General features: G+C 37.5%; 27 protein-coding genes. 15 read left to right on the top strand and 12 right to left on the bottom strand.

Features of this window, described 5'->3' with window-relative positions:
* Nucleotides 1–118 precede the first annotated feature (118 nt).
* The 4 genes from B8967_RS22140 to B8967_RS22125 all read right to left on the bottom strand — a co-directional run bounded on the left by B8967_RS22140 (nt 119) and on the right by B8967_RS22125 (nt 3,467).
* The gene (locus B8967_RS22140) at nt 119–1,045 is read right to left on the bottom strand and encodes a hypothetical protein (protein WP_084087894.1); all 927 of its coding nucleotides are present in this window, start codon (nt 1,043–1,045) and stop codon (nt 119–121) included.
* 30 nt (nt 1,046–1,075) lie between these two features.
* Nucleotides 1,076–1,549: a hypothetical protein gene (locus B8967_RS22135; RefSeq protein WP_084087893.1), complete on the bottom strand. Its 474-nt coding sequence runs from the start codon at nt 1,547–1,549 to the stop codon at nt 1,076–1,078.
* A gap of 285 nt (nt 1,550–1,834) precedes the next feature.
* On the bottom strand, nt 1,835–3,124 hold the full coding sequence (locus B8967_RS22130; RefSeq protein ID WP_047486858.1) for a TULIP family P47-like protein: 1,290 nt from the start codon (nt 3,122–3,124) through the stop codon (nt 1,835–1,837).
* A 4-nt stretch (nt 3,125–3,128) separates the two neighbouring features.
* Nucleotides 3,129–3,467, bottom strand: coding sequence for a hypothetical protein (locus B8967_RS22125; protein ID WP_084087892.1), 339 nt, complete (start codon nt 3,465–3,467; stop codon nt 3,129–3,131).
* A 504-nt stretch (nt 3,468–3,971) separates the two neighbouring features.
* Between B8967_RS22125 and B8967_RS22120 the strand changes: the two genes are divergently transcribed.
* The 12 genes from B8967_RS22120 to B8967_RS22065 all read left to right on the top strand — a co-directional run bounded on the left by B8967_RS22120 (nt 3,972) and on the right by B8967_RS22065 (nt 8,970).
* Nucleotides 3,972–4,187, top strand: a complete 216-nt coding sequence (locus B8967_RS22120; RefSeq protein WP_047400697.1) for a RebB family R body protein — start codon at nt 3,972–3,974, stop codon at nt 4,185–4,187.
* A 17-nt stretch (nt 4,188–4,204) separates the two neighbouring features.
* Nucleotides 4,205–4,720, top strand: a complete 516-nt coding sequence (locus tag B8967_RS22115) for a hypothetical protein (RefSeq protein WP_047486864.1) — start codon at nt 4,205–4,207, stop codon at nt 4,718–4,720.
* A gap of 38 nt (nt 4,721–4,758) precedes the next feature.
* Entirely contained in the window at nt 4,759–4,947 is a 189-nt protein-coding gene (locus tag B8967_RS22110; protein WP_047486867.1) for a hypothetical protein, read from the top strand.
* The gene (locus tag B8967_RS22105) at nt 4,944–5,771 is read left to right on the top strand and encodes a hypothetical protein (protein ID WP_084087891.1); all 828 of its coding nucleotides are present in this window, start codon (nt 4,944–4,946) and stop codon (nt 5,769–5,771) included. Before B8967_RS22110 ends, B8967_RS22105 begins: the two co-directional genes overlap by 4 nt.
* A gap of 40 nt (nt 5,772–5,811) precedes the next feature.
* Nucleotides 5,812–6,207, top strand: coding sequence for a hypothetical protein (locus B8967_RS22100; RefSeq protein ID WP_084087890.1), 396 nt, complete (start codon nt 5,812–5,814; stop codon nt 6,205–6,207).
* Nucleotides 6,208–6,232: 25 nt separating this feature from the next.
* A complete protein-coding gene (locus B8967_RS22095; protein ID WP_084087889.1) occupies nt 6,233–6,460 on the top strand; it encodes a RebB family R body protein in 228 nt (75 codons plus the stop codon).
* Between the two features lie 466 nt (nt 6,461–6,926).
* Nucleotides 6,927–7,187, top strand: coding sequence for a RebB family R body protein (locus tag B8967_RS22090; RefSeq protein ID WP_047486879.1), 261 nt, complete (start codon nt 6,927–6,929; stop codon nt 7,185–7,187).
* Nucleotides 7,188–7,265: 78 nt separating this feature from the next.
* The gene (locus tag B8967_RS22085) at nt 7,266–7,523 is read left to right on the top strand and encodes a RebB family R body protein (RefSeq protein WP_084087888.1); all 258 of its coding nucleotides are present in this window, start codon (nt 7,266–7,268) and stop codon (nt 7,521–7,523) included.
* 85 nt (nt 7,524–7,608) lie between these two features.
* On the top strand, nt 7,609–7,869 hold the full coding sequence (locus tag B8967_RS22080; protein ID WP_047486885.1) for a RebB family R body protein: 261 nt from the start codon (nt 7,609–7,611) through the stop codon (nt 7,867–7,869).
* An 81-nt stretch (nt 7,870–7,950) separates the two neighbouring features.
* On the top strand, nt 7,951–8,235 hold the full coding sequence (locus B8967_RS22075; protein ID WP_084087887.1) for a RebB family R body protein: 285 nt from the start codon (nt 7,951–7,953) through the stop codon (nt 8,233–8,235).
* 81 nt (nt 8,236–8,316) lie between these two features.
* Nucleotides 8,317–8,601, top strand: a complete 285-nt coding sequence (locus tag B8967_RS22070; protein ID WP_047486888.1) for a RebB family R body protein — start codon at nt 8,317–8,319, stop codon at nt 8,599–8,601.
* 84 nt (nt 8,602–8,685) lie between these two features.
* On the top strand, nt 8,686–8,970 hold the full coding sequence (locus B8967_RS22065; RefSeq protein WP_047486890.1) for a RebB family R body protein: 285 nt from the start codon (nt 8,686–8,688) through the stop codon (nt 8,968–8,970).
* A gap of 67 nt (nt 8,971–9,037) precedes the next feature.
* On the opposite strand, the gene B8967_RS22060 is transcribed toward B8967_RS22065, so the two are convergent.
* Genes B8967_RS22060 through B8967_RS22045 form a run of 4 tightly spaced genes read right to left on the bottom strand, consistent with a single transcriptional unit; the run spans nt 9,038 to nt 11,786 of the window.
* Nucleotides 9,038–9,718, bottom strand: coding sequence for a response regulator transcription factor (locus tag B8967_RS22060; protein ID WP_047486893.1), 681 nt, complete (start codon nt 9,716–9,718; stop codon nt 9,038–9,040).
* Nucleotides 9,719–9,728: 10 nt separating this feature from the next.
* On the bottom strand, nt 9,729–10,478 hold the full coding sequence (locus B8967_RS22055) for a sensor histidine kinase (protein WP_084087886.1): 750 nt from the start codon (nt 10,476–10,478) through the stop codon (nt 9,729–9,731).
* Nucleotides 10,448–11,053 (bottom strand): hypothetical protein, encoded by a 606-nt coding sequence (locus tag B8967_RS22050; protein WP_084087885.1) that lies wholly within the window; start codon nt 11,051–11,053, stop codon nt 10,448–10,450. The genes B8967_RS22055 and B8967_RS22050 overlap by 31 nt, the downstream gene beginning before the upstream one ends.
* Before the next feature lie 25 nt (nt 11,054–11,078).
* The gene (locus B8967_RS22045) at nt 11,079–11,786 is read right to left on the bottom strand and encodes a hypothetical protein (RefSeq protein ID WP_084087884.1); all 708 of its coding nucleotides are present in this window, start codon (nt 11,784–11,786) and stop codon (nt 11,079–11,081) included.
* A gap of 205 nt (nt 11,787–11,991) precedes the next feature.
* Between B8967_RS22045 and B8967_RS22040 the strand changes: the two genes are divergently transcribed.
* The 3 genes from B8967_RS22040 to B8967_RS22030 all read left to right on the top strand — a co-directional run bounded on the left by B8967_RS22040 (nt 11,992) and on the right by B8967_RS22030 (nt 14,309).
* Entirely contained in the window at nt 11,992–12,627 is a 636-nt protein-coding gene (locus B8967_RS22040) for a LysE family translocator (protein ID WP_047486905.1), read from the top strand.
* 3 nt (nt 12,628–12,630) lie between these two features.
* Nucleotides 12,631–13,503, top strand: a complete 873-nt coding sequence (locus B8967_RS22035; RefSeq protein WP_084087883.1) for a helix-turn-helix domain-containing protein — start codon at nt 12,631–12,633, stop codon at nt 13,501–13,503.
* Between the two features lie 83 nt (nt 13,504–13,586).
* Nucleotides 13,587–14,309 carry a siderophore-interacting protein gene (locus tag B8967_RS22030; protein ID WP_047486911.1) on the top strand — a complete coding sequence of 241 codons (723 nt, stop codon included), beginning with the start codon at nt 13,587–13,589 and terminating at the stop codon, nt 14,307–14,309.
* A 74-nt stretch (nt 14,310–14,383) separates the two neighbouring features.
* Here B8967_RS22030 and B8967_RS22025 read toward each other — a convergent pair whose 3' ends face one another.
* The 4 genes from B8967_RS22025 to B8967_RS22010 form a co-directional block, all read right to left on the bottom strand.
* The gene (locus B8967_RS22025) at nt 14,384–14,962 is read right to left on the bottom strand and encodes an NAD(P)H-dependent oxidoreductase (RefSeq protein WP_084087882.1); all 579 of its coding nucleotides are present in this window, start codon (nt 14,960–14,962) and stop codon (nt 14,384–14,386) included.
* Nucleotides 14,959–15,981: a saccharopine dehydrogenase family protein gene (locus B8967_RS22020; RefSeq protein WP_084087881.1), complete on the bottom strand. Its 1,023-nt coding sequence runs from the start codon at nt 15,979–15,981 to the stop codon at nt 14,959–14,961. The genes B8967_RS22025 and B8967_RS22020 overlap by 4 nt, the downstream gene beginning before the upstream one ends.
* Nucleotides 15,982–16,034: 53 nt before the next feature.
* A complete protein-coding gene (locus B8967_RS22015; RefSeq protein ID WP_084087880.1) occupies nt 16,035–16,601 on the bottom strand; it encodes a Crp/Fnr family transcriptional regulator in 567 nt (188 codons plus the stop codon).
* A gap of 420 nt (nt 16,602–17,021) precedes the next feature.
* Nucleotides 17,022–18,791, bottom strand: coding sequence for an aminopeptidase P family protein (locus tag B8967_RS22010; RefSeq protein ID WP_084087908.1), 1,770 nt, complete (start codon nt 18,789–18,791; stop codon nt 17,022–17,024).
* Nucleotides 18,792–18,803: the final 12 nt, after the last annotated feature.

The following is an 18,803-nucleotide window of genomic DNA, read 5'->3' as shown; positions in this document are numbered from 1 at the left end:
GCCTATTTTATATACAAATTCGGAACAGTTCTAATCCTGTTCCGAATTTGTATCTATTCACATAAATAGCTTAGAATGAATGTTTCCTCAACTTTTACATTAGAAAACCTTCACAGATTTAATGATCATTAATGATACTTACAGGAGGCAATGTTGAAACTCCAGGGGGTAAAGGCGGTAACACCGGCCTGTTTCGGAGGGTCACATCATAGGTAATATGGCTGATGATCCAGTTGATGATAAGATCACCGGTCTCATTAGCAGGTATCAGTGGCTGGTTAAAATCTATAGGTCTTGTAAACTTGTTTTTCGTTGAAAAACTAATTAAATCTCCAACCCAGGGATCATCCTGTTTTGGATTATTTAAAGTTCTTATAAGAGGAATGCATCTAAGTTCCCAGGTTCCCGCCACCCAGTCATTACCATCCCCATGGTTCTTTCTATTGAAAAACAGATAATTAAAACCTTCTCTTTCCTTCTCATTGTAAGTTTCATCATTGTTTTCACTTGCGTAATCACTAAAGCAAAGGTAGCTGTAAATTTCATTCCGGTATTCTTTTAAAAATGCACGTAATTTTTCCCGGTTATTTACAGAATCTGGACTTTGGAAGTGCCATGCTGTAAATGTTTTTGCTCCGTCTTTTTTTGTTATAATGATAGCACAGCCATTCATTTCTCCGGTAATAACATATTGCGGCTCGGCTAAGGTAGGATACAAGGGAATATTTTCCAATCTTCCTATATTTGAAAAATCATCTTTTGGAGTTCCGGAAATGTATGGGAAAAAGTATACCGGACCTAAATTGATCCGCTTATACCCAAAGTATCTCTTAAGTAGGCCAACGTTTTGGCTCACCGTAACCCCACTAAAATCAAGATCATCAAATTCTACAATTTGCAAATCAGTTTTTTGGGGGAGCATATAAGATGGATTTTTTTTGCCTTCTGTTTTCCTTAAGGCCTCTCTGAAGTTTAAAGAAATAGCCTTCGGATGATTCCATATAAGATCCTCCGGCTCCGTTTCCTCTACTATTTTTTTTAGCATATAAATTATTTTTAAATGGGTAAAAAACTACTATTGACCGAAAGAACCGGCCTCCCTTATTTTAGCAGCCAGTTCCTGTAAAGATGCACGCGTCTCTGCATTGACATTAGCACCAAACAAAATCATAAGCTCATCTAAAACATGTTGTCCTTTGCCTCTCTCACTTTGCCAATAATCTTCTTCGGTACTCCCTACAGTTTTATGATTTTCATGGGTACTGATCTTTTGTAGTAGTTTCTGTACATCAGAGTCGTTAAATACCTCGCCTATCTTCTGTTCTCCTACATTTCCAAACAAAAGATGAATTAATCGTATGGCAAAATGAACTCCATAACCCACCTGATCAGAGGTAAAGTCTTTTGTCGCTATCATCGCACCAAGCCGTCCCTTCCGGTCTACTTTATTGGGTTCCAGCAGGGCCTGGTACTGCTGATATTCATTTCTTCCCATCCAGGTCCCTGCGCCTGCTGCAGAAAACAACAGTTGTACATATTTTTTTTTCATGATATAAGTTTATAATTGAATTTTTAAAGTTTTTATTTACTCAATGAAACCTGAACCAGGTTTTCTGAAAACTGATATCACAAATTTCTGTGTAAAGATTCTGATTCATCAAAGGGGAAAACCCCATTTTCAAAAAGTAAGGGTTTACCCGTATTACATGTAAACGCCCTCTTATTTTTGGATTGTGGTTGCCTTGAACACGATCAAAAAAAGAATGGATTAGTCTTTGACCAATCCATTCTTAAACAGTTTTTACTATTATATTTGACAATTCACAGATATATACTAAACCTGAGGATCTATATATAAAATCAAATCTCCGGGAAGTGTCACACCTGTTAAAGGTGCTATGGAAGCCGCCGGCCAATTGAAAGAAGTACTGGCACTTCCAATATTGGCTCCTACCTGAGATAAGCTGATATTAAACTTAAGCTGAGTAACCACTATTGGGACAACAATAGCTACCACAGCGGCTACACAGGCCCCTAAAGTTCCAAATGTTGCAATAATCAATGCTCCAACAATAGCCCATCCGCCCGGGCTTAATGCTGCAGAACCACTTCCGGATGGTGCATCAACATTAAACGAGATCGTCTGACCCGATAATCCCGGAGTAAGATAAATGTGACCACTCACATTTATCCAGATTAAGCTTGAAAATGCCGAAACAGGATACCCAACGGCACCGTAATCAGACTGTATCTGTCCATTGTTATTAACGTAATTATTCATACTCGTTAATTTAGGATTATACTCGCCATCGAGATTAACAGATGTGTTGAGGCTTACATTATAAGGTGTACTGGAGTTTCCTGTTACTGTAAATGAGCTGGCGGTGGTATTTAATTGGGTAGCCAGAACAGGAAGCAGCATATTATTAAGAATACACCGGTTAGATATATACATGGCGGCATTCTGATCTGATGGCAATAGAGCCGGGCCTCCCATAAAATTTAATGAACCAGCAGATCCCGTACTTGTATTGGCTACTAACGCCAAAATATTAGAGTCCGGATTTGAGGTGTTGGCCTGAATGGCAAAATAAATACTCCCTACAGGCTGTACAGCAGCCGGGACACCTTCCAGATTTACAGTTCCCAGATAATAAGAACCTCCTTTGTATACCTGTTGCAGGTAATATTCCACCATTCCGTTTAATACAGCTACCCAACCTTGCGGAGGATTTACACTTACACTAAATATAGCATATTGACTGGTAAAATCCAAATATAACCGTACCGCATCAGTACCGTCAAGGGTTACACTTAAATATTGAAGATTGGAAATAATAAGCAGAGTACTCCCATCCGGAATCACATGAGAAGCGCCCGAGAATGTCAGAGTTCCGCTTATTGGAACTTCTATAGAGGCCATAGAACTTGTGCCTGAACTTTGTGGGGGCGTTAAATTGGTGGTTGGTGTACCAAAAGATCCGTCAAATGTTATCCCTCCCGATGATGTATTAACATTACTGGGGAAAAGATTATCATTGTAAGCTGCTCCAATAAGCTCATTAAGCAGTGATTGGGTTGCTACCGCTACTAGGTCCCATCCCTGGGTCATTACTGTTGCCATATCTTTATTTTTTTAGGGTGGTTAATAAAATATCAGAAGCCTCTTTGACCATCTGAATAACATCCTGCGGGATCCCGATATTGGCATCTTGCATAGCCTTCATAGGATTTTCCACATATTGCTGACCATTATCCGCTGACCTTGAGATCCATTCTATGATTCTGTTCTCGTAAGGCATTAAGGCAACAAAAGCCTCCTGAATTTTTTTATTAACTGTTGAATCCGAGGTAATATTTGATGTAATCATTGAAGAAAAGCCCTTGTTGGCATGAAAGCTTACATCATAGGATTTTCCATTTTCATTAAATTGAAATGATGTTTCGGTTAAAGTCTGTTTTTCCATGTGATTTGATTTTTGATTGTTGCCTACTCTTAAAGGTTTTCAGCATTCCCTATTGATTATAAACAATAACGATATGAAGATCGTCCCTGCTTTTTGATTTGTTTTCTGATTAGTAAGCTCAAAGTAACGCACAAAAAGAAGGGAATTTTAGAGTGTAAATAACCAAATTATGTATTCAGTATAAATACTCTTACTACACTGATTAAATAACAAAAACACAACTCACAACTCACAACTCACAACTCATAACTCATAACTCATAATGTATAAATACAACGCTCCCACCCAACATTTCACCCATGAGAGAATTCCCTTATTTTTTAAAATTCAGTCTTTTCCCTTAATGAAGATTTATTTTGATTGATGAAATTTGTATCAGACAAAAGAGGTTAACAATCTCATACTGAATATTCGATAAGAAAAAAGAAAGTGTTGAATTGAAAGGAAATCTTTGAAAAAAGATGTTTGAAATTAAAAATAATAATAACCATTTAAACCCAAAATATGGCAGATACAGTAAACAATCAGACTACAGATGCAGTAACGCAGACGAATGTTACCGTGCTTGGTGAATCTCCCGCACAGGCCATGAGTATGCTCTACCAGATGGCTACACATGCCAGTGGAATTTCCATTCAGAATTCGGTAACGAATCAGCAGAACTTAAATCAGCTTAATCCTGCGATTGTTGCAGATGCCATTAAAATTTTAAAAGGATAATCTAAAACCTTACGATCATGAATGAGCACAACAGTCAAATCCAACAATCGCAGACAGCGGATGCCACCACTCCGGTGGAGAAAGCTGTAGTATTTGTAAACAGTGAGGTATTGGCACCCCCAAAAGCATCCCCTATGACCGGAGTAGCAAAAGTAATGATTGAACAGTCTACGGGAATGATGGTTCAGGATCTGCAGTCTTTTTTAAAAGGATTTGAGCAGGTAGGTCTTATTGCCTTAAGCAGATTAGCCAACAATTTATTGACTTACGGATCGCCTGTAGGTCCTGCTCCGGGCAGTAAAGATACAGAAGCTCACAAAGCTGAATTTGTACAGGCAGAGGGGACGGGACATAGTAATGAAATGATGAAAGACTTGTTTAAAATGGTGAGTGATTATGCAGAAGTAAAAGCTAAAATTTCCAATACCATATACAACGCCAATACGCTTCCCATTCCGAATGAAACACCGGTATCTCCCCCTTATACCGATATTTTATCAGAGGCTGAAGATCCTGAAAAAAAAAACAGGTAGATCCGGTAACGGAACAAACCTCATCAGAAAAAGAAGAAATGAAAAAAAGCTTTATTACGGCTGATCATGAGGGGAAATTAGTATTGAAGTCAATAAAACTGACACAGCCACTCGTAAAACCAGAAATTAAAGAAGCAGTAATTCCTTCAGAAGAATCTGAAGTTACAACAGAAAAGAAAACCATAATAACCCAACTCATTGACAAACTTAAAATAAATAAGAAATGAATTATTCTACAGTAACCAAACCCGCTAAAATTTTAAATCTACAGAGCTTACATGATTTAAATGAACGGCTTTATCTGACCAGAAACAGTGATACCGCTTATTTGGACACAAAAAACACAGATAGCAAGAAAACCGACAATAATGCAGAGCGTATTGTATTTAATCTCCAAACATCGGACATTAATATACAACCTTCTGTAAGACTGGTCAACTGCACCAGGGGAAGTAAAAGATACAATCATTTTCAGTCTTTTGTGATAGAACCTAAGGATAAATCAACCGGAATCGTAGTTATTATGATCAAGCTGGATGATCCGAAAGCCTTTTATTGTAATGTAAGAATTTTACCCCTTACTACTTTAAGCGACATTGCACTTCCGGAGAGTGATTCAAAACCTCTCACTATTAATCTTGAAAGATCAAAATGCATTCTCAAAACGGATATTACAATTACTCCATCCAATACGGGAGAAGCAATGTATTCGGTACATGATGTAGATGTTTCTGATGTTTCTGACCTGGTCACTCCGGTTGAGATGATAGAATTAAAGAGGGAACTGGAGTTTCAGGCTTCCAAGCTGATTGCCCATTATTTCCAGGAAATCCTAAGTATTGTAGTGAATGAAACGCCAGTAAATAATGGGAAGCCTATTGTGATTTCGGATGATTATATTCTAACCCTTCCTCACAATCAATTAAAAGAAATGCTTTCAGCCAATGCTATTTCTGGGTGTATTTCTTTAGAAGTTACAGGCTATAATGTAATCAGAGGGCTTAATCCGGACTGGAGGGCTGCTTCTGCATTTATCGGCTATATACTGTAATTGCCAGGTATTTTTTTTAACATCATAAAAAACAACATTAATGCGCAGAAGAATTCCCAAAAAAGTTCCTGTTCAGCAGCCTCCTGTCCCGGTGACGGAAGAATACAATAAGCCTGCTATCATTGAAGAAGAAGTGATGCCTTTTGTATTGAGGCACGAAGATGAAATCATTAATTACATCAAAGAAAAAGCAATAAAGGAGACCATGAAATCACTGGCACCTTTACTGGAAAAACTGGAAGAAGCAGTTAAACAACAAGAAGCAGCTCCCACTCAGGATTTCCCACCCACTGCTTCTGCTGCCCCGGCAATGAATTATGAAGAACAGCTGAAACAGCTTCAGGAGGCTTCAACAGCAAAGGTAAAGGAGAAAGAGATAAAAATAATGGAGCGAATGAATAAGCTGAATACAAGGCTTGGTAATATTCGGATCTAAAAACATCAAAAACTAAATATATACTATGAACGAAATTAATGCATTCATCACAGGAATGTCTACGGCTGTGCCCGGTGCCATTTCTACACAGATAAGTGCCCATTCCACAGGGCTCATGCAGATTAATTCTGCGTTAAACCAACAACGGGACTCTATGATGGGAATAACCAATTATGTCATGGGAGTCAAAAAAATGAGTTCTGGAAAACGGAAATACCGAGAATTGGAAATGCTTAAAAAGGGAAGGTTTTAATCCCTGCATCAAAAACTATGGATGCGGTTTATTTTCTCTGTAAAGATAAAATCCGGTGCCCTCAACATATACCATCAGGTCAACATTTATTTTGCACCGGTTTTTAGATGCTGTCAGTGTACAAAAGCAATCATTCAGAATCCATTTTTTTTTCCGGCCCAAAGGAATTGATCACTGCCGGCATACCTACAGCAGAAATATATTTTTAAGACAGATATTAAAATTATAACCGCATCCTTTTAATAAAAAATATGCTTTAAACTCGCACAGATTTTACAGATCATGGTTTCAACCATTGTATTAAGAATCACCCTTCGGATCTAATCATCAATTACCAGTCTATACCAATGCTTTTGAAATTTATTCATCTGCAGGATCTGTTGTGAGTTTAAAAATAGAATAGAAAACTAGTTTAAATCAATAATTTATTAACCGAGATCAGATCTCACCAAAAACAATTACAACTATGGCAACAGTCAATGAACAAATCACAGACGCAGTAACGCAATCTAACGTAAAGGTAGTAGCAGAATCTCCTGCAATGGCTTTAAGTAACGTGTATCAATCGGCAGCACATTCTACAGGAATTATGTTTGAAAATGCAGTCAATACGCAAAATCAACAAAACATTTTAGGTCAGGCAGCCACTACTCAGGGAATCCTGCAGATCTATAGCCTGGATACCGTAGCAGATGCCGTTTCGATTGCTAAGATCCTGAAACCCTAATTTTTAAACTTTTTGATAAAAAGTGATCATCCCAGCCGGAAAATCCGGTTGTTTTTTAACCCATAAACAATAATCGTTATGCCAGTAAACGGACAAATCACAGACGCAGTAACTCAGTCGAATGTAAAAGTAGTAGCAGAGTCTCCTGCAATAGCTTTAAGTAATGTGTATCAGACAGCAGCACATTCTACAGGAATTATGTTTGAAAATGCGATTAATGCTCAAAACCAGCACAATATCGTTACCCAGGCAGCTACAACACAAGGTGTTACTCAAATTTACAGTAAAGATACCATCGCTGATGCTATTTCTATTGCTAAGATCCTGACCCCTTAATCCATTTTTGCAGACCGCAGCATACAACAATTTTACAATACCGGAAAACCCGGTTGATTTTTAACCTTAATAAAAAATTATAACTATGGCATCAGTCAACGAACAAATCACAGACGCAGTAACCCAGTCCAACGTAAAAGTAGTAGCAGAATCTCCTGCAATGGCGCTGAGTAACGTATATCAATCAGCAGCACATTCCACAGGAATTATGTTTGAAAATGCAGTGAATGCACAAAACCAACAAAATATTCTGACTCAGGCAGCTACGACACAAGGTATTTCACAAATCTACAGCCTGGATACTATTGCAGATGCGGTTTCCATTGCTAAAGTCCTTAATCCGTAATTCATTTTTGCGAAAAGCAGAATACTATCCGAGCAACCGGAAAATCCGGTTGTTCTTTAAACCTCATAAAAAATTATAACTATGGCATTACCTACCGAAAAAGCAGGAACAACAGTCAACGAACAAATCACAGACGCAGTAACACAATCGAACGTAAAAGTAGTAGCAGAATCTCCTGCCGTAGCACTGAGCAACGTGTACCAGACAGCAGCACATTCTACAGGAATTATGTTTGAAAATGCAGTGAATTCACAAAACCAACAAAACATAGTTACTCAGGCTGCCACTACACAGGGGATTTCACAAATCTACAGCCTGGATACTATTGCAGATGCCGTTTCTATGGCTAAAGTCCTTAATCCGTAATTCATTTTTGCGAAAAGCAGAATACCATCCGAGCAACCGGAAAATCCGGTTGTTCTTTAAACTTAATAAAAAATTATAACTATGGCATTACCTACCGAAAAAGCAGGATCAACAGTCAACGAACAAATCACAGACGCAGTAACACAATCGAACGTAAAAGTAGTAGGAGAATCTCCCGCAATGGCACTGAGCAACGTGTACCAAACAGCGGCACACTCTACAGGAATCATGTTTGAAAATGCAGTGAATTCACAAAATCAACAAAATGTAGTTACGCAGGCTGCTACTACCCAAGGTATCTCACAACTATACAGCCTGGATACTATTGCAGATGCGGTTTCTATGGCTAAAATCCTTAATCCGTAATTTATTTTTTGCGAAAAGCAGAATATTATAATCCGAACAACCGGAAAATCCGGTTGTTTTTAAACCTCATAAAAAATTATAACTATGGCATTACCTACCGAAAAAGCTGGAACAACAGTCAACGAACAAATCACAGATGCAGTAACGCAATCGAACGTAAAAGTAGTAGGAGAATCTCCTGCAATGGCTTTGAGCAACGTATATCAATCTGCTGCACATTCTACAGGAATTATGTTTGAAAACGCAGTAAATGCACAGAACCAACAAAATATTCTAGGTCAGGCAGCGACTACTCAGGGAATTCTGCAGATCTACAGTCTGGATACCGTAGCCGATGCAGTTTCTATGGCTAAAGTATTAAATCCTTAATTATAGTGTGTTTTTTAGATTTCTTGTTATCAGGGAGTACATCAATGTGCTCCCTGATTCTTTATGATTATTTATCTAGCAAAACAATTTCATTCGCATCAATAATACTGTTTTGTACCGCGTAAATGACCAATCCAGCCATATTCTTCACTCCTGTTTTAATCATAAGATTGGTTTTGTGGGTTTCTACAGTTTTAGGAGAAATAAACAGGGAATCTGCAATTTCTTTCGTACTCATTTGTTGGCAAACCAATCGTAAAACTTCCACTTCTCTCTCTGTAAGTTCATTTTTAGAAAAAGAATGAAATTCAGGAAGCTTGTTGGAAAGCTGCCCTCTCATTGCATCAATCTGTTCACTGGAAAAATAATGCCCGGTATGGTAAACCGTGTTGAGGACAGTCAATAGCTCCTCCAGCTCAATTTCTTTAGATAAAAACGCATGAGCCCCCATTTTTAGCATTTGTCCCATAAAAGAACGGCGATAAAAACTGGATAGCACTACGATTTTAGTTTGTATTTCTCTTTGGGCCAAGGCAGACATCACATCAAGACCATCACCATTTGCCATTCTCAAATCTAAAATCAGAATATCCAAAGAGCCACAATCTTCTTCGGCGAGAAAATGATACCCACTTTTTGCTGTAACGACTACCTGATAGATGCCGCTATTCTCGATATAATTTTTCAAAAGCTGTACAAACAGCAGGTCATCATCTACAATGCCTATTTTAATTCTTGAATGTTCCATGTATATTGTTTTATTGTATTGCCATACAGGCGATAAATTTTGTTCCTTTCTCAGGTTTTGTTTTAAGTTTATAGATTGCTTTGATTTTTTGTGCTCTTGAATGAACATTTCTTAATCCTATCCCACCCGAATGATTCCCTATAATAAAGCCACGACCATTATCTTCTATGGTTAACATCAGATAATTCAGCGATATTCTTAGGGATACATCCACTCTGGTAGCTTCAGCATGTTTAAGAATATTGGTGATTAATTCTTGTATGATTCTGAAGATATTTAATTTTACAGGATTGCTGATTGCTATCTCTATTGTAAGATGATGAAAAATAACTTCTATATTTTTATTAATCGGTACGAGATAATCCGCAATTAAATCTGCAAGATCAATTTCATTGAGATCAGGAGGAGTCAGATTATGGGATAATTCCCGAATCAGCTGCATTGATCTTTTTAAATCAACATTGAGCTCTTCCGGCTTTTTCTCATTGATAGTCAAACGAATAATATTCAGCTGCGAGATGATATTATCATGAAGTTCTTCTGCCAAACGTTCCCTATCCTGTTCCTGTAAGCTCAGCATATGCTCCCCGTATTCCTTTTTCACATCCCTGAACATCGTCGAGACTTTCTGCTTGTTTTTTTTGATACTTTTTAAATAATTAATAACCAATAATGTGATGAATAATGTTGTTAAAAAAAATAGCCCAATACCGATCCATATCCATACGACTACCTGATTCTGATTTTCCCAACAGCACATCCCAGATTAATAAAAGCAATATAAAAAGACAATAACAAAACGCCTCTAAGAAGCCAGATGGGCCCTACCCAGCTCAGATGGTTGCTGATTAAAAAATTAAAAGTAGTAGAGATCACACATTCAACGGAAAAGAACAGAAAAACAACGATGTTTACAATAAACATACTTTTTTCAACTCTTCCTACCCTGATGATCTTCATGAAATAAGAAGCTGCATAACTGCAAATAATAATACTACTGATGATATTAGAATAGAAAGTGACCGATGTAGCGTTTTGTATATACAACATATTACCAATCAGCAAAAACCCTGCATAACAATAGATCACCCATCTGATTTTGCGGGAAAGCTGAATATAATAATTGCTATAAACCACCGTAAGGGCTACCAGACCAAAAAACTGGCTGAGTGCATAATTATAGGTGTTAAGCGTGTTTAATTTCATCAACCGGTCAATTAAGTCGGCCATCTCCAACGTCAGCTCTCCTGAAAGAAGTACAATCACAGGAAACTTTGTTCTTATCCCTTCTTTTACCAATATAATCAACCCAGTCAGTAAAACGAGATTAATCATAATTTGCAAGTACAGGGAAAGGCTGTTATACGAAAACACTGGTGCTTTGCTTCAAAAGTTGATAATCACTGAGACTATCAATCGTAAATGGAGGTCGTGGAGTAGAATAGTTTTCTGCAGTTTCACTGATATGGTTAATCGCTAAACTTTTCACCGTAATCATTTCGATATGATAAGGGAAATTACTTTCTTTTTTTTCTAAGTTATTCGTGAGCCCAAAGAAGCAGATACATGTCTGGGCATCCAGAATCCCCATTCTTTCATAATCCGAAAACGGAATAGAGATCAGTTGAAAAAAATCTTCTGTTTTCTGAGCCTGAAGCCAGGAAGTAGCAAACATGTTCCATCTGAAACTTCTATTTATGGCCGCTTCTGAAGTAATTGAAGGTGGATTTAATTCCATATCATTACTGATTTCCATCTTCCCGTCAGCAAAATCACGGGAAAAGCTTTTAATAACTATAGCACCAAAATTAGCCTCTTTATCACTTGTAGAATCAATCAGAAAAAACTTTAATTGTTCCTCATGAATACCTACATAAGCATGAATTCTTTGGTGTTCTCCTGTAAGGTTTTTTTTCCACCGTTCAATTTCTGCTCCTGAAACACTGAAATGGGTTCCCTGATTTAAATAATTCAAAATTTTGGTCCCATTCGTATCAATCCCGTTTTTGTAAGAATCAATAATATTTTTCCATTTTCTAATGGCTTCAAAGATGTTTTCAGTAGTCATGATAGCTATTTGTGAATGATAATTATTTTATGTGTTGAAATTTACAAAAAAAATGCACTCCTATTTATTTTTAAATCACTTTTGTGTGGAAAACATAATACAACGTAATTAAAATTAATATTCATCTATTTTTTTTTCAAAAAACATGAGAAGCAGTATGTATCTTTGTAATACAAAACGATCTCATTTAAAACCTCTTTACATCATGATTCCATTCCACGAGCTTTTATTCTTTATTCTGGCTGCACTTGTTCTTGTAATCAGCCCGGGGCCCAATATGATCTATCTGATATCCAAATCAATAACGCAAGGAAAGAAGTCAGGGTTTATTTCATTGATCGGGGTAGTCTGTGGATTTCTGTTTCACATCGTTATGGTATCTTTTGGGTTGACCGCCGTATTATTTGCGGTGCCCATCGCTTATACAGTCCTTAAAACAGTAGGAATTATTTATCTTTTATATTTAGCTTATCAGGCCATTAAACCTAAGAGCAAAAACATTTTTGAAGTCGATGAAAGCGGATCTCATGACAGTCCTAAAAAGCTTTTCAGTATTGGCTTTTTAACCAGTATGCTCAATCCCAAAGTAGCTGTCTTTTACCTGTCCCTTTTTCCACAGTTTATCAAACCTGAATATGGATCAGTACTGATCCAGAGTTTGGAACTTGGAGTTATCCAGGTTCTGGTAAGTTTTAGTGTTAACTTTTTAATCATATTAACCGCGGCAAGAGTGGCTTTATTCTTTGCCCACAACCCTGCCTGGATAAGAGTACAAAAGTGGTTTATGGCTAGTGTACTGACCTGCTTAGCCATAAAGATGGCATTCTCAAAGGCAAAATAAAAGATGAAGCATACCATTCCTACCTATGATTTAAGTGATATTTCGGAGCATCATTTTCTTATCAAAAGACTGGATGAAAATTATCACCATTCAAAAGATACTATTTTGGATAAAGGGATACACCGTGACAGCCATTATATTTTCACTTGTATGGAAAGTGGCCACGTAAAAATGATGGTTGATTTTAAAATCATTGAATCTCAAGGCAGCTCTATTTTCTGTGTATTGCCTAATCAGGTACATCAGGGGCTTTTGATGAAAGATGTGAGCGGTTGGTTTGTAGCGGTAAAGGCAGATTGGCTTCCGGATACCGTACGTGCTGTTTTTGAGGAATCCCTGGATGAAGTGAAGCCTATTACTATCGATAAAAATTGGATGGAAAAGATCAATACATCTGCCAGTATGCTCCAGGCTTCCTTCACTGAGGAAACATTCGCCTCCAAAGAAGGGCTTTTGGTTGTTCACTCTTTATTGAATGCTTTTGTCGGGATGTTTGCTTTTATATATTCCCGCGAAACCACCTCTGAAATATCTGATGAAAACCGTTCTTTGCAGCTGGCAAGAGCTTTCAGAATCAGGATAAGAGAAAATTTTAAAACCACGAAAAGTCCATCAGAATATGCTGAACTTCTCAATATTTCAAGAGGATATCTCACCGAAGTAATCCGGGAGGTAACCGGAAAGCCAGCACAATACTGGATCCATCAGGAAATTATCATAGAAGCAAAAAGATTATTAGCCTTTACCCATCTTACAGTAAAGGAAATTGCTTATGAATTGGGATATAGTGATCACACTTATTTTAGCCGTTTATTTTCAAAACTGGTGGGCCAGCCTCCCTCAGCATTTCGGGATAAAAATAAAACAGGAAAGTAACCCACGAATAATCCAACCAATTCCCTGAAACAGCTATCGCTATATTTTAATTTTACAGCTTCCTTTGTCATAAAAAATTATTTATGCCAAGCTTACCAAAATGGATCAATGATACTGTAGAAAATGTGTGGTCTTCAAAGTTTAAAGACTGTAATGTTATCGATAAGAAGAAAATTACTGATGAGCTTTACTGTATACGTTTTGCCACAGACTTGCAGGATATTCATTATGAACCTGCCTATGCCATAGGAATAAGAGTCAACGATAGGGATTTCCGTAATTATTCTCCTTTTAATTTCAACAGAGAAGCAGGTACATTTGACATTCTCTTTCATATTCACGATATCGCAGCAGCAGGAAGCAATTTCGTGACCCACCTGTCAGCAGGAGATTCTATAAAAATTTTAATACCCAGAGGAAAACGTTTTTTTGATCCCGATGCCATGATGCATTTCTCAATAGGTGATGAAACATCCCTGGGAAGCTCTCTTGCCATTAAAGAAGCTGCTGAAGAATCTAATCTCTTATTTGGCTGTCTCCATGAGGTGGAAGATTCTTCGGCTCTGGAAACCCTGAGTTTATACGGATACCATGCTCCAAAGAATAATATCATGGTTATTATTGAATCTCTAACTGATTTTTTAAGGGAAGAAAAACAAGCTATATACAATGATGATGTGATTTTCTATGTAACGGGAAACGGAAATACAATGACACTGATCAGAAAATTCCTAAAGGCAAAAGGAGTATCCTCCAGATGCATCAGATCACAAGCCTATTGGATAGAAGGAAAGAAAGGATTGTAAGTGATACTCACAATTTTATCTGACAATTAGAGATTTAATTGTCAGATAAAATTAAAGATCAGGGGGGCATCATTTTATTTCATCTTTTTTCCCAATTCTTTTGCCTTTTTCAGCCAATGATTCCGCTGTTCTTCCTTAGAATTCCTGATTACTCCAATATAAGTTACCTTCACCGGTTTTACGCCGCAAAACTCCAACGTAGATCTTTTAAGCTGATTAACACTGGGTCTGCCGAAAAAAAGACGGTAATACCAACCCGGCTGATCTAAAGTGGTAATAATATGTCCTGTTTTCCCTTTCAGAAACCGATCCCACCATACAGAGTTTTCCCTGTATTTAAAAGCCATTCCCGGTAAGAAAAGCCGGTCTATAAAACCTTTTGTGATGGCGGGCAGGCCGCCCCACCAAACAGGATGTATCCATACCAGGTGATCAGCCCACTGTATGATTTCCCAGGCTTTAAGCAAGTCCGGTTCCAGTTCCATCCTTTTTTGATACCCGAATTGCAGATTAGGATTAAAATCGAGATAGGCAATGGTAATTTCCTTTACTTCTGCCCCCGATTCCTTTGCTCCGTTTCTGTATGCTTCAGCAATTCCAAAATTGAACGAATCTTTATTTGGATGTCCGTTGATAATGGCTATTTTTTTCATTGTGTTACCTTGATATTAATGGTTTCATATGCATTAAGCTGGGCTAATAATGATAAGGGTTCATGCAGCTGGTGTCCAAAATAAACATTATTTCCATGAGGGTTTCTCAACAGCTCTTCCGTATGCAGCACTGCTGATAAAGCGGTTAGTTCTGCCTGTCCTTTTGTACTCTGTAAACTTAATTTCCTGCAAATCCCTTTATCCTTTACAACAATTTCAAATACTGACTGATCTCCTTTTCCACTGGATCCGAAGATCATCTTTCTTTCTTTTAAAGATAAAATACTGAAAATTCTAAGGTACTGAAAAGAGCCAAGCAACCACGTAATAAATTTTGAATTGTAGGTCATTTTTACACTGACATCAGGAACTCTTTCTACCCGGTTTAAAATATAAAGATCCGGAACATCAAAATTATAAGCCCTCTTCTTCCCTATGCCAAAGGAAAAATCAAAAACTTCAGTATTTAAAAAATGCCGGATAGAAACAGGTTGATCATTTTTATATTCACTGAAAGGAACAGCCACATTTTCTGCCATAAAATGAGCAGAGCTTTCTCCAGCCAGATCCTTTACAGAATAATATACAAAAAGCTTAATCTCCCGGATATCTACCCTATCTGAAAGCGTATTTGCCAACCCCGGAACAATTCCTCCCATCCATCCTGAGCTGAATACAATTCTGCTGCTGACTTTTCGGTTCTTTGCCAGATCGTAGGCTTTTACCAGATCAGGAGTTGGCTTGGTGATATCCAGATAATCGATCTTATTGTCAATAGCAAAGCGGAGAACATGATCCGTTTTATCATTGACTGAAAGAATAATCAGGTTGATTTTTTTCTCTAAAATTATGCTAAAAGAACCCGGATCTGTGACGTCAATCTTTAGGTCTTTATCAGTTTTACCTCCTTTTCGTCCCCCAATAAAAATATTGAACTGAGGATTTCTTTTTTTTAAAATACGGGCAATCGTTTTACCCACTAATCCGGTTCCACCAATAATCAGAATATTATGCTCCATCTATTTTTTTTACAAAATTATAGAGCTTCCGGACCAATGAACAGGACAAATGTCTAAAAAGAAATTTCCTTTCGGATACGGCTTAAATGGCGTTGGGTAATCCCAAGATAAGAAGCCAGGAACTGCAGCGGAATATTCTGGATATAATCCGGTTGGTTTTTAAGTAAATCGGCATACCTCTGGGCAGCATTGTTACGCTGAAGCTGAAAGAATCTTTTTTCAAGTTCCATATATTCCTGCTCGGCTATTGCTTTTAAAAATAAGGTCCAATTGGGATTATTCCGAACCAGCTCTTCTATTTTATCTTTTTTCAAAATAAGCAGATCAGCACTGGAGATAGCCTGCATGGTCTCCATACTTGGAGCCCCTGAAATAAATGATGAATAGGAAGCCATCAGATTATTGGGAAATCTGAAACAGTACGTAGTATCTTTCCCATCATCGGAAATATAATACGAACGGAAAATTCCGGATTCTATGAATGCAATCTCTTTACATGGATCACCTTCCTGCACAAAGTAGTCATTTTTATTGACGCTCCGGGGTTCAAAAAGATGTAAAAACTCCTCAATTTCACTTTCTGAAAATAGGGAAAACATTCGAAAATAATCCTGTATCATAGTTTTTAAAAAATAGTATCCTTCCTACTTGAATACAGCGAAAATAAATAAAAACAGCATGAAAATAAAATTACGGCCTATAAAGTATAAAGAAAAGCAAAAATGGTCTCATGAGGAATTGTATCCTATCCTTTTACAAAAAACGTAAAACCACCCCGAATGGAATGATTTTACTACCGTTTTAAAACTGATTGAGTTATGTATATGAAGATATGATGTTTGTGTTGATGCAAATATAGGCAGCTCTCAATTCCCCTGTGTCAGGGGAATCCCTAAAGTTTTCTCCGTAAAAATACGGTTGTATAAAAAGAAAAAGCCCTGTAACAAGACGTACAGGACTTCAAACGTATCTAACAATTATTCTGTTAAAGTTCAATGCTGTGCCAAAAGCTATATTCCTTAATCAGCACAAACATCTTATTAAAGAGGGCTTACCAACTGTAAGAACCATTCTTTAACCTCTCCTTCTAAATAAGGAGCAATTTTTTCTTCACATGTTTTATGATACCCATTTAACCAGGCGATTTCATTTTCTAAAAGAATTTCTTTCACTATGGTATCTTTAAAGAACGGGCAGAATGTCAGTGTTTCAAATTCATAGAAAGTTCCGTTAATTGTTGTTTCCGCTTCTTTCACGGCAATCAGATTTTCATGACGGATTCCGTATTCTCCTTCAAGGTAATATCCAGGTTCATTGGAGCATACCATTCCCGGAAGAAGATCCTGTGGATTCAGATCTTTTCTGATGCTTTGCGGGCCTTCGTGAACATTCATAAAACTTCCCACACCGTGACCTGTTCCATGATTGTAGTCTTTGCCATCCATCCATAACGGAAGTCTTGCAATGGCATCAAGTTGTACTCCTTTAGTTCCTTTCGGGAATTTCACCATAGATAAACGGATCAGTCCCTGTAATACTAATGTTGAGTTTCTCTTGAAATCTTCAGAAACAGCTCCCAAAGCAAAAGTTCTTGTAATATCTGTAGTGCCTTCAAGATACTGTCCTCCTGAATCTACCAGGATACTTGCATCATTAGTCACGTCTTTGCTTCCTTCCTTCTTGGCCGAATAGTGAATGACAGCACCATTACCTTTATATCCTACGATGGAACCGAAACTTTCTCCCACAAAATTCTCACCTTCTGCACGGAAGCCTCTCAGTTTTTCACCAATAGAATATTCGTTCATGGTTTCTTTTCCGGCATTATGAGTCAGCCAGTAAAGGAATTTTACCATCGCTACCCCATCTCTCGCCATTACTTTTCTGAAACCTTCCAGCTCAGTTTCATTTTTTTGAGCTTTCATCAGATTTCCGGGAACCGGAGCTTTGATAAACTGATTATCTGTTTTTAGTGTTTCAAAAATCTGTTGGTTGGTGTTCGGAGAAACCAGTACTTTTTCATTTTTGAATGCTTTCAGATAATTATAGAATTCTTCGTAAGGCATCATTTTCACGAAAGAATCATCCAGTTGTTTTCTGGCCCCCACTTCCATTTTATCCAGGTCTGTGAATAAAACAGCATCATTTTTAGTGATCACAATATATCCTAAAAATACAGGGTTACTCTGTACATCGCTTCCTCTAAGATTGGAAGTCCATGCTACATCATCTAAACTTGAGATGATGTGAACAGTAGCATCCTGATCCTCCATTTTCTGACGGATAGCAGAAAGTTTATCCGCTACAGATTGACCGGCTCTTTCTACAGGGTGTACAAAGATTGGATTTTTTGAAGGTGTACCTCTTTCTTTCCAAACTTCTTTTAAAAGAGGAATGTCAGCCAGTACAATATTTTTTGAATTAAATTTTTGAGAAAGCAGTTCCCAGTTAGCATGAGAAGCTGCTAAAGCATTAACGGCCACTTTACCTCCTGCAGGAATTTCCGAAATAATCCAATCGATATAATTGGGAGTTCCTTCTATTCCATCTTTGAAAAGGTCAATTCCTGAACCTTCCAACTCATCAACCGCTTGTGTAAAGTATCTTCCGTCTGTCCAAAGCCCTGCTTTATCTTTGGTTACTACCACAAAACCGGCAGAACCCAGAAATCCTGACAACCAGGCTCTCTCCTGCCATTCTTCAGGAAGATATTCACTCATATGGGGATCTGCAGAATATACTATAAATGCATCAACATTATTTTTCTGCATTTCTTCACGAAGCGCAGCAACTTTTTCCTTTGAAGTCATTCTTTTCATTTT

Source organism: Chryseobacterium sp. YR221 (genome assembly GCF_900176315.1).
GTDB lineage: Bacteria > Bacteroidota > Bacteroidia > Flavobacteriales > Weeksellaceae > Chryseobacterium > Chryseobacterium rhizosphaerae.
The sequence above is the reverse complement of the archived record's forward strand: the minus strand, read 5'-3'. Positions and strand labels throughout refer to the sequence as shown.

Coding starts and splice junctions, on each gene's coding strand:
- B8967_RS22140 (WP_084087894.1), bottom strand. CDS start 1,045: ATGCTAAAAAAAATAGTAGAGGAAACGGAGCCGGAGGATCTTATATGG.
- B8967_RS22135 (WP_084087893.1), bottom strand. CDS start 1,549: ATGAAAAAAAAATATGTACAACTGTTGTTTTCTGCAGCAGGCGCAGGG.
- B8967_RS22130 (WP_047486858.1), bottom strand. CDS start 3,124: ATGGCAACAGTAATGACCCAGGGATGGGACCTAGTAGCGGTAGCAACC.
- B8967_RS22125 (WP_084087892.1), bottom strand. CDS start 3,467: ATGGAAAAACAGACTTTAACCGAAACATCATTTCAATTTAATGAAAAT.
- B8967_RS22120 (WP_047400697.1), top strand. CDS start 3,972: ATGGCAGATACAGTAAACAATCAGACTACAGATGCAGTAACGCAGACG.
- B8967_RS22115 (WP_047486864.1), top strand. CDS start 4,205: ATGAATGAGCACAACAGTCAAATCCAACAATCGCAGACAGCGGATGCC.
- B8967_RS22110 (WP_047486867.1), top strand. CDS start 4,759: ATGAAAAAAAGCTTTATTACGGCTGATCATGAGGGGAAATTAGTATTG.
- B8967_RS22105 (WP_084087891.1), top strand. CDS start 4,944: ATGAATTATTCTACAGTAACCAAACCCGCTAAAATTTTAAATCTACAG.
- B8967_RS22100 (WP_084087890.1), top strand. CDS start 5,812: ATGCGCAGAAGAATTCCCAAAAAAGTTCCTGTTCAGCAGCCTCCTGTC.
- B8967_RS22095 (WP_084087889.1), top strand. CDS start 6,233: ATGAACGAAATTAATGCATTCATCACAGGAATGTCTACGGCTGTGCCC.
- B8967_RS22090 (WP_047486879.1), top strand. CDS start 6,927: ATGGCAACAGTCAATGAACAAATCACAGACGCAGTAACGCAATCTAAC.
- B8967_RS22085 (WP_084087888.1), top strand. CDS start 7,266: ATGCCAGTAAACGGACAAATCACAGACGCAGTAACTCAGTCGAATGTA.
- B8967_RS22080 (WP_047486885.1), top strand. CDS start 7,609: ATGGCATCAGTCAACGAACAAATCACAGACGCAGTAACCCAGTCCAAC.
- B8967_RS22075 (WP_084087887.1), top strand. CDS start 7,951: ATGGCATTACCTACCGAAAAAGCAGGAACAACAGTCAACGAACAAATC.
- B8967_RS22070 (WP_047486888.1), top strand. CDS start 8,317: ATGGCATTACCTACCGAAAAAGCAGGATCAACAGTCAACGAACAAATC.
- B8967_RS22065 (WP_047486890.1), top strand. CDS start 8,686: ATGGCATTACCTACCGAAAAAGCTGGAACAACAGTCAACGAACAAATC.
- B8967_RS22060 (WP_047486893.1), bottom strand. CDS start 9,718: ATGGAACATTCAAGAATTAAAATAGGCATTGTAGATGATGACCTGCTG.
- B8967_RS22055 (WP_084087886.1), bottom strand. CDS start 10,478: ATGTGCTGTTGGGAAAATCAGAATCAGGTAGTCGTATGGATATGGATC.
- B8967_RS22050 (WP_084087885.1), bottom strand. CDS start 11,053: ATGATTAATCTCGTTTTACTGACTGGGTTGATTATATTGGTAAAAGAA.
- B8967_RS22045 (WP_084087884.1), bottom strand. CDS start 11,786: ATGACTACTGAAAACATCTTTGAAGCCATTAGAAAATGGAAAAATATT.
- B8967_RS22040 (WP_047486905.1), top strand. CDS start 11,992: ATGATTCCATTCCACGAGCTTTTATTCTTTATTCTGGCTGCACTTGTT.
- B8967_RS22035 (WP_084087883.1), top strand. CDS start 12,631: ATGAAGCATACCATTCCTACCTATGATTTAAGTGATATTTCGGAGCAT.
- B8967_RS22030 (WP_047486911.1), top strand. CDS start 13,587: ATGCCAAGCTTACCAAAATGGATCAATGATACTGTAGAAAATGTGTGG.
- B8967_RS22025 (WP_084087882.1), bottom strand. CDS start 14,962: ATGAAAAAAATAGCCATTATCAACGGACATCCAAATAAAGATTCGTTC.
- B8967_RS22020 (WP_084087881.1), bottom strand. CDS start 15,981: ATGGAGCATAATATTCTGATTATTGGTGGAACCGGATTAGTGGGTAAA.
- B8967_RS22015 (WP_084087880.1), bottom strand. CDS start 16,601: ATGATACAGGATTATTTTCGAATGTTTTCCCTATTTTCAGAAAGTGAA.
- B8967_RS22010 (WP_084087908.1), bottom strand. CDS start 18,791: ATGACTTCAAAGGAAAAAGTTGCTGCGCTTCGTGAAGAAATGCAGAAA.